Consider the following 6,087-nt stretch of genomic DNA (forward strand, 5'->3'; position numbering starts at 1 on the left):
CATGGACTTATTCAGAGCATGAGTCGTCGTGGCAACTGTTACGACAATGCTCCGATGGAATCGTTCTTCAAAAGCTACAAGACAGAAGAGGCCCAACAAATCTACGACACACACGAACAGGCCACACGCGGCGTGTCCGATAACATCTAATGTTTTTATAACCCTCTTCGCTTGCACTCCTCACTTGGCTATCAGAGTCCCATCGACTTCGAGCAAGCCGTCAAAAAACCGTTACTCGTCGGTGAATCCTGATCCACAGGACGCACCATTTACTTTCCCGTTAAGACCGGTCCACTGTCAACTTTTCGTGGGCAATTCCAAGTCGCCAACTAATCCGTCGACAAAATCTCCCTGGACGTTTCGAGCAACAAGCTTGAACCACGAGAGTGCCGCCTTGGCATGCTCTCTTGCCTGGTAAATCGCGTAGAAGACGTGCTTATGTTTAGAAGCTTGAATAGACAGCTGCACTGCCTCACTTGTGTCGGTGAACGATGTGATGAAGCTGCGAGCTGCCTCGTGCCACACGGGAACGTCTTGAATGAACTCCAAGAAGACAGTCGTTGCCGCAGTCCAGGACTTCGCCTGAGTGGAAACAACCGTGTCGTTGAGAGACCTGGGACTTCGCCGGCCCAACGGGAGACGAGAACGTTGTCCTCGTAGGAGCTGAACGACACGCTCCGCGTCGTTCAGGGTACGCCCGTTTGGCAACCGACCGAGGTGAACCAGGTTGTATGGCTCCCAATGTTCTAGCAAGTTGTCCACCTTCTCAGCCGTGCCTCTTTGTTGTTCGGCAGTTCCAGGGAAGCCTAACTGAGTATCCTCCGAAGCAAGCCAAAACAGCACGTCACACTCCAATTCCCAGCCCGGAAACGCATAAGGATAGAGGTGGCCGATCTTGAACCCGCAGATCGTCTCGACAGATGCATGATGGCAATCATGGATGCGCCAAAGACACACGATGCTGCGGCGCAACGATGACTCTAACGCACTGTCCTCTTTGGGCTTTAGAAGCACGACCGCTGCAGCCAAGAATGGCAACTGCTTGGCTCGCTCGTCCATCAATGCAACGTGTTTTTCACACTCCGTCGCGGCATCGTAGACAAAGAGGTCGAATTCTGGTGAGAACGTTGGGAGATCTCGGACGTCAAGCGGTGCGACATCCTCATAATTGAGTTTGTCGTCCTGTCCAACGATCAGACGCTTCCCCTCGACATCAACGTCGGCTACGTCACGGAAGTAAGAATAAGGAACGAGCAGTTCGTGCCAATCGGTAGACAATAGCAGGCATCGCAACTCGCCGCGCGCAAGGCCTTCTTGCTCCTGCATTAACGTAATGTACTTACTTAGCTCGTGTAGAGCTTGGCGAGCTGTTGCGTTACTCCGCTTTAGCTCAATTATCACGGTCTGCCCGGAACGGTCTCGGGCGAGAATGTCGATTCTTCCGCCCGCTCCGTCACGTGATTGAAGAGGGTATTCGGTGTCGATCAAGTTCAGGCCATCTTCTAGATCAGTGAGATTGTTGGCAATCTGATCACGAAGTGCTGCCTCGTTTTCGTACGGCATGTTCGTATCCTCTGACTGAGTGCAGGAGTTTGCGCATGCGGCATATTATGGTAGCGTCGCGTTCGTGGCGGAAGAGATCTCGGATCACCAACCGCGACAGACTGAACGGGAAGCATGGAAAACCTGTAGGTGCGCAGTTGAACGTCACATGGTAACAGGCCCTTCCGCAACGTTAGGGGTGAGACGTTCGATAAGCTCCTGACGGGGATGCCGCATGAGATGCGGATGATGGCCCACGGCCGAAGTAGATCTAAGCCTTCGCGGCTGAGACGCTACCATGTCTGGTGTCGTCTGGTTGACGGCGCGACGAGAGCGTGCGACCTCGGGACGCGGCACATGTTTCAAACCGCTTCGGTCATCACTCCTACGAGTGCAAGCAACTGGTGCTTCGAATCGTCGGTCGAAAAGCCCGAAGCCACGAACGTCAGGTTGCCAAATCAACTGAGTGCGGTTTTATGCAACCGAGAGCCGATCAGTCGAGCATCAAAACGGTGGCGTGCTAAGAGCGGCTCGTCGCCAGATCCGAACCCGCGTCGAAGTCGCTCATGTCGAACCGTCCTAAACAACTATCTGCATGCTCCGGTTTCATCGACCGGGATCCGTCGCGTTTGCTCGAACTATCCTGGAAAGTCACATTTCCATTCCCAGATTCGGAAGTCGAGCAAGGAGCATTCAGCCCCGTAGCACGTCGAGTGGAGCCTACTGGAGGTAGTCGACGGCAACGCAGGAGATTCTCCAGATGTCGACAAAGTTTCTATCCGCTGTCCAACGCTATTGCAAAGCCAAAAAGCACTCGAAAGGCACAAGCGACGAATACAAAGCCACCGTGAGAAAGTGGATCAGTTGGGGGCAAGAGATTCCTCTGGAACAGCTATCCCGATCAAGCATTCGGGATTTCCTGGATTGGGTTTATGACGATGCGATTGAACAAGGAGGTGAGAATCCGGAGCGGACATCGAACAAGGCACGTGATCATGTCCGCGCTGTCGCCGCATGGGCATGGGAAAACGACATCATTGAATCGCTTCCGCGATTCCCAAAGCCGCGTCCGCAACGCGATGTCGCTGGTCGTCAGTATCTGAGCAAGGCGGAACTGAACGCACTCTACTTTGCCACGTACCAGATGCGCCGACCACGCGCGTGGAAGCAACCGCACTCTTTTGGCCAGTACTGGCGATCCGCAATCGTTCTTTTCTTTAACTATGGCCTGGACACGGGTACTATCTGGAAGACCAAAACAACTCACGAACCGCTCTTATGGCGGCACGTTTTCTGGAGCCATGAATCGCCCGATCGACAATCTAAGCTTCGATCTCGCTATGGATGGCTATTCTATCGACGAGTTAAAACGAACAAATCGTTCTATCGGCCGATGAATCGAGCGGTTCACGCACATTTGCGTCGGCTTGAACCTCCGACGCTCGTACCAGAGGAACCGGTCTTCGTGGGTGGAACTGCGAGGCCCAACGCGGTCTTCAAACGGTTGATCGCCCTCGCCGGGATTCGCGATAAAGTCGACATTGAAACCGGCGTTGCCAAAGACTGGCTGCTGAAGGACCTCCGCAAGACCTGCGCGACGTACTATGACGAACACATGCCCGAGTCTTCCATCGAAATCCTCGGTCACTCTGTCAGCGGCGTCACCTACCGGCACTACGCTCATCGAGATCCATTGGCATTTAAAGCAATTATGACGATCCCTCAGCCTTCCGCTTTCATGGCTCTACCACAGGGAATTGAGGGTGAATGCCCATGCTGCCGGCGGAAGTTCGCGGGCGGATGATCTACCGGTCGATGAATCCGGAGATAGTTTTGGGGGCTCAAGCGGCACACGATGTCAGTATTGGTCTGTAGAAGATTTGCTTCGCAGAATTTTAGGGATGTCTGGGACATTCTCCACCTACCGTACAAATAATACACTACCGAACAGAGCAGGACGATCGCGATCAATACGTCAACCGTTTTCCGACCACGGGGCACTCATGTCAGTCAAGGCAGCTGAAAGAACTTCCTTAATCCTTCACTTTGGAATGCTCATCGCGCCAATCAAGGATCTTGCGTTTAGGTCCGCGCCAGCTACCGGGCCAGATTACCGGCTTCTTGAAGCGAAGTTGTATCCGGACCTACAAGCTTGGGTTAAAGAGTCCCAACAGTTCGCGCGATTTGGTGACTATGCATTCAACATCGAAGTCAACGACATCATCGGGATCGCGAAAGGGATAGTTCGACAGACAGGACATCTTGCCAAGCATTTCCCAGATAACGACCAAAACCGACAGGAGAGTCTCCAACGATATGTCCTGAAGTGTGAGAAGGACATCATCGATGCCATCGACAAGATTCCTATTGAATGGGAATCGCAGCTACTTGCCGCTGGCACGCCGTTTTCAACCTATCTCAAGATTGCGGACGCAATAAACGCGGCGCGCACTCGCGTCCACTACTTTGACAGATACCTCGATCCTGACTTCTTTCCGCTCTACCTGCGGTCTCTGGCTAGAGACGTTGAAGTTCGGCTTGTGACCACACGGGGCAGCGTCAATTTCGGCGTGCAGGCCATATCGAACGTTGCATCCTTGGCGGCTAAGGAGTTTGGGGATTTCCGCCTCATCGAAGTCTCACCACGCGATATGCACGATCGAAATCTCAGGATCGACCAAAAAGTTTTTCATCTGGGGACGAGTACAAATGATGCAGGAAGCAAGCCAACGAATTTCGCCGTAGCAGACAGCAGCAATTCTGCAAATCTGATTCTAGACGACGTTATCGCAAATGGTACGGTCGTCCATTAGCCCAGCACCATGTCAGCTAATCAGATTCGTTTTGAACGGAGCGAAGGCGTGGATGGTCAATAGGCGACTTTCTATATGGATCACCCAAGATTCGACGTTTTCGGGGGTGAACTGTGATCGCGTTTCGGTACTCCGGTGGCCGACGCCGGTGATTTGGTTTTCCGTCTACCGGTCGAGGGCACAGGATGCATTTACTAATCGAGACGATCGGGACACGTCGTCTCGGCTTGTGACCGGCTTAGACTCAGGTTAGACACTCCGCCGCTCGTATCATCCGGCTGGCTGTGGTTTGGGTGGCTGTGGTTTGGGTGGATGGGGAAATCAATGACGAGGCATCGGTTCGCCAGACGCGGATGCGCTTGAAATTGGCGCTGCTTTGCGAATTGGGTTCCTGTATCCTCCCACGCGGTCATCGTACTGACTCTGTTCCGTGGAAAATCGCACCACTTTGAGGTCGTCCATCGTGTTTTTTAAGCCGAAAGCTAACCTGTCCGACGCCGAAAAGTCGCGGATTGAATTTTGCTTGCAACAGATCGCCGAACGCGTTGGCTTCGAGCGTTTCACGCTTCCTGTGCTAAGTCGAACGTCGTTGTTCGGGCTGTACGAATCCGAGCGAGACCCGCAACAGCTGATTCAGTTCCTAGGTAAACACCTTGACCACGATGTCAGCGGGATTCAGGTTCGCGTTTTTCCACAGCTTACCCAGAGCTCTTGCGGCGGTGGATGCGGTGGTGGTTCTTGCGATGGCCCCAGCGGGCTGCCGGGCCGATACGATGCAGCCGAGCGAACGATCACCCTTGATATACAGATTGACAGCGATCCACCAATGGCGCTCGCCACCCTGGTCAATGGAGTTGTCTGCGACCTGCTTTCTCAAAACAACCTCGATTCGGAACACCTGCCCGAACGGGTCGACCTCGCCGTTGTCGGGATGGGGCTTGGTATGATCCGCAATCGCATTGGCCTCGTCGCAAAGCAACCGACTTGCTGGGATTCGACGCAGTGGGAGCTTATCCCGCGACCGTTCCTTGATTGCCAATCACTCGCGTATGCCAATGCGATCGCGGCCTGGGCTCGCGACGATGCGACGCCCGAGTGGTCAAGCGATCTGCCCAGTGACGTCAAAAGCCCAATGCGGAAATCGCTCAAGTTCTTGTTGAAAACCAATGACTCCTTTTTTCAACCGCGTGCGAAGCGAACTTTGTTGACGCAGTCGCAAAGCGAATGGTGGAAATTGGCAGCAAGTGCGTCCGCATCGAATCAAGTGATCGCGATTCGGCATTTGGAGTCCGACGGCAAGCTGGATGCCCCGCAAGAATCACTGCTGTTGGAAAAGTTGTCTGCAACCAGCCGGGCGATAATGCTCAATGCGATCGCGGCAACCGAACGAATGGTTTCAAAGCACGAAGCGGTTGCCAGTGAATCGATTTTCGGTGAACTACGCACGCTAACCGACCATCGTGACGACGAGGTCCGCGCCAAGGCCATGTGTGTCCTCGCGGGACTGGGCAAGTTGGATGAAGCAACGGTCGAGACCGCCGCGATGATGTTGGAAGGCCATCAAAAGCACCTGGTTTTCGCCGGCGTGTATGCCCTCTCAACACTCGACTCCGTTCCCGAGCGGGTCGTCGTGTCCGTGGATCGATGTTTTGTGCGTGTGTTGCGAGCTTGTGACTACGAGTTCATTGATTTGATTGTGGCGGCCTACCGGCGTTGGCTCGATGATCCTCAA

General features: G+C 53.9%; 4 protein-coding genes and 1 pseudogene. 4 read left to right on the forward strand and 1 reads right to left on the reverse strand.

The window, feature by feature from the left end:
• Nucleotides 1-252 (forward strand): annotated as a pseudogene (locus tag ABX962_RS27470) (integrase core domain-containing protein); the annotation flags it as partial.
• Between the two features lie 45 nt (nt 253-297).
• Here ABX962_RS27470 and ABX962_RS27475 read toward each other — a convergent pair.
• Nucleotides 298-1,563 (reverse strand): endonuclease NucS domain-containing protein, encoded by a 1,266-nt coding sequence (locus ABX962_RS27475; RefSeq protein ID WP_372724217.1) that lies wholly within the window; start codon nt 1,561-1,563, stop codon nt 298-300.
• 739 nt (nt 1,564-2,302) lie between these two features.
• Between ABX962_RS27475 and ABX962_RS27480 the strand changes: the two genes are divergently transcribed.
• The 3 genes from ABX962_RS27480 to ABX962_RS27490 form a co-directional block, all read left to right on the forward strand.
• Nucleotides 2,303-3,346: a tyrosine-type recombinase/integrase gene (locus ABX962_RS27480; RefSeq protein ID WP_372724219.1), complete on the forward strand. Its 1,044-nt coding sequence runs from the start codon at nt 2,303-2,305 to the stop codon at nt 3,344-3,346.
• A 199-nt stretch (nt 3,347-3,545) separates the two neighbouring features.
• Nucleotides 3,546-4,355, forward strand: coding sequence for a hypothetical protein (locus ABX962_RS27485; protein ID WP_372724221.1), 810 nt, complete (start codon nt 3,546-3,548; stop codon nt 4,353-4,355).
• A gap of 463 nt (nt 4,356-4,818) precedes the next feature.
• A partial coding sequence (locus tag ABX962_RS27490; protein ID WP_372724223.1) for a hypothetical protein occupies nt 4,819-6,087 on the forward strand: 1,269 nt, incomplete at its 3' end.

The organism is Novipirellula sp. (assembly GCF_041583735.1).
Lineage (GTDB): Bacteria > Planctomycetota > Planctomycetia > Pirellulales > Pirellulaceae > Novipirellula.

Excerpts from the sequence above, each read along its gene's own strand:
- ABX962_RS27485 (WP_372724221.1), top strand. The coding sequence starts at position 3,546 with ATGTCAGTCAAGGCAGCTGAAAGAACTTCCTTAATCCTTCACTTTGGA.
- ABX962_RS27475 (WP_372724217.1), bottom strand. The coding sequence starts at position 1,563 with ATGCCGTACGAAAACGAGGCAGCACTTCGTGATCAGATTGCCAACAAT.
- ABX962_RS27480 (WP_372724219.1), top strand. The coding sequence starts at position 2,303 with ATGTCGACAAAGTTTCTATCCGCTGTCCAACGCTATTGCAAAGCCAAA.